General features: G+C 71.5%; 3 protein-coding genes. All 3 read right to left on the reverse strand.

The window, feature by feature from the left end; genetic code table 11:
* Positions 1–351 (reverse strand): 50S ribosomal protein L19 (gene rplS, locus AC1DUQ_RS21290; protein ID WP_477074582.1); only part of this gene is annotated, 351 nt, incomplete at its 3' end.
* A gap of 201 nt (positions 352–552) precedes the next feature.
* Positions 553–1,332, reverse strand: a complete 780-nt coding sequence (gene trmD / locus AC1DUQ_RS21295; protein WP_477062633.1) for a tRNA (guanosine(37)-N1)-methyltransferase TrmD — start codon at positions 1,330–1,332, stop codon at positions 553–555.
* Between the two features lies 1 nt (position 1,333).
* A complete protein-coding gene (gene rimM / locus AC1DUQ_RS21300; RefSeq protein WP_477062772.1) occupies positions 1,334–1,882 on the reverse strand; it encodes a ribosome maturation factor RimM in 549 nt (182 codons plus the stop codon).
* Between the last annotated feature and the right edge of the window lie 86 nt (positions 1,883–1,968).

Here is a 1,968-nt window from a genome sequence, read left to right on the forward strand (position 1 = left end):
GGGAGCGAACTCGCGCTTCTCCTTGATCTTGGCCTTCTTGCCGCGGAGCTTGCGCAGGTAGTACAGCTTCGCGCGGCGCACGTCGCCGCGGGTCAGGACCTCGATCGACTCCAGGCTCGGGGAGTGCACGGGGAACGTGCGCTCGACACCGACCTGGAAGCTGACCTTGCGGACCGTGAACGTCTCGCGGACGCCGTCACCCTGGCGACCGATGACGACACCCTGGAACGCCTGGATGCGAGAGCGGTTGCCCTCGACGACCTTGACGTTGACCTTCAGGGTGTCTCCGGCGCGGAACTCCGGGATGTCGGAGCGCAGCGATGCTGCATCGACACTGTCGAGCGTGTGCATGTGATGTCACTTCCCCGCCCTGCCACAGGTCAGGAACGTCGTCGAGGGCGTCACGGCTGCCTGTGCAGGCAGGACCGGCGTCCTTGGTCAGATGGTCGGGTGCGTCCGGGCGGATCCCCGGGTGGTCGTGAGTCGTCTCCCCTGTGGCAGAGACGCAACCTGCGCGCACCAACGGACAAGTGTGCCACACCGGCCGGAGCGTCAGGTAATCAGGGTCCGGACGAGGCGGCCGTCCCGCGGCTCCCAGCCCAGCCGGGCCAGGAGGGCCAGGTCGTGCTTGTCGAGCTCGTCCACCGGCAGGGCCGCCACGAGGTCGGGCCGACGGGCCGCGGTCCGCTCGAGCGCGGTGTCCCGGCGCCACCGTGCGATCCGCGCGTGGTGCCCGGACAGGAGCACCTCGGGCACGCCGAGGCCGCCCCACGCGGGCGGCTTGGTGTACACGGGGTACTCGAGCAGGCCGGCCGTCCCGTGCGACTCCTCGACGAGCGACTCGGGGTTGCCGACGACACCGGGCAGCAGCCGGGCGACCGCCTCGACCACGACGAGGGCGGCGACCTCTCCGCCGTTGAGCACGTAGTCGCCCAGGGAGAACTCGGTGACTCGCCCGCGTGACCGGTAGTGCTCGGCCACCCGGGCGTCGATCCCCTCGTACCGCCCGCACGCCAGCACCAGGTGGCTCTCGCCGGCGAGCGCCTCGGCGGTGCGCTGCGTGAACGGCTCCCCCGACGGGGTCGGGATCAGCAGGTGCGCGTCGTCTTCGAGCAGCTCGTCGAGGGCGGTCCCCCACACGTCCGGGCGCATCACCATGCCGGCGCCGCCGCCGAACGGGGTGTCGTCCACCGTCCGGTGCCGGTCCGTGGTCCAGTCCCGCAGGTCGTGCACGCGCAGGTCCAGCAGGCCGCCCGTGCGCGCCTTGCCGACGAGCGACAGGTCGAGCGGGGCCAGGTACTCGGGGAAGATCGAGACGACGTCGATGCGCACGTCAGTCGTCGTCTCCCACGGTCTCCTCGGACACGACCAGGTTGGCGGCGTCGGACGCGAGCAGGCCTCCCGGCGGGTCGAGCACCACGCGGCCGCCCGGGACGTCCACCACCGGCACGATGACCTTGACGAACGGGATCAGCGTGCGCGCGCCGTCGGGCTCGCGCAGGACGAGCATGTCGTGCGCCGGCAGGTGCTCGAGGCCGATGATCTCGCCCAGCACCCGACCGTCCACGTGCTCCGCGCGCAGGCCCGCGAGCTCGTGCGGGTACCAGGCGTCGTCCTCGTCGGACGCGTCCTCGTCGACGACCAGCTCGGTCCCCCGCATCGCCTCGGCCATGGTTCGGTCGCTGATCTCGGCGAAGCTCACGAACCACCGGTCCTGCTGCGTGCGCGTGCTCACGACCGTGAGCGGACCGCGCGCGGCGGGCTCGGTGAGCAGGACCGCACCGACGCCGAAACGGTCCTCGGGGTTGTCGGTCCGCAGGTCGAGGGCGACCTCTCCGCGCAGGCCGTGGGCACGGCCGATCCGCGCGACGGTCAGCTGCATGGTGGTCCTCACGATTGAAGTGGGCAGTCATGGCGAAGGCCCGGTCCCCAGGTTAGGGGACCGGGCCTTGCGCGATGGATCAGCGC

The organism is Cellulomonas sp. P4_B5_2 (assembly GCF_056402235.1).

Excerpts from the sequence above, each read along its gene's own strand:
- rimM (WP_477062772.1), bottom strand. The coding sequence starts at position 1,882 with ATGCAGCTGACCGTCGCGCGGATCGGCCGTGCCCACGGCCTGCGCGGA.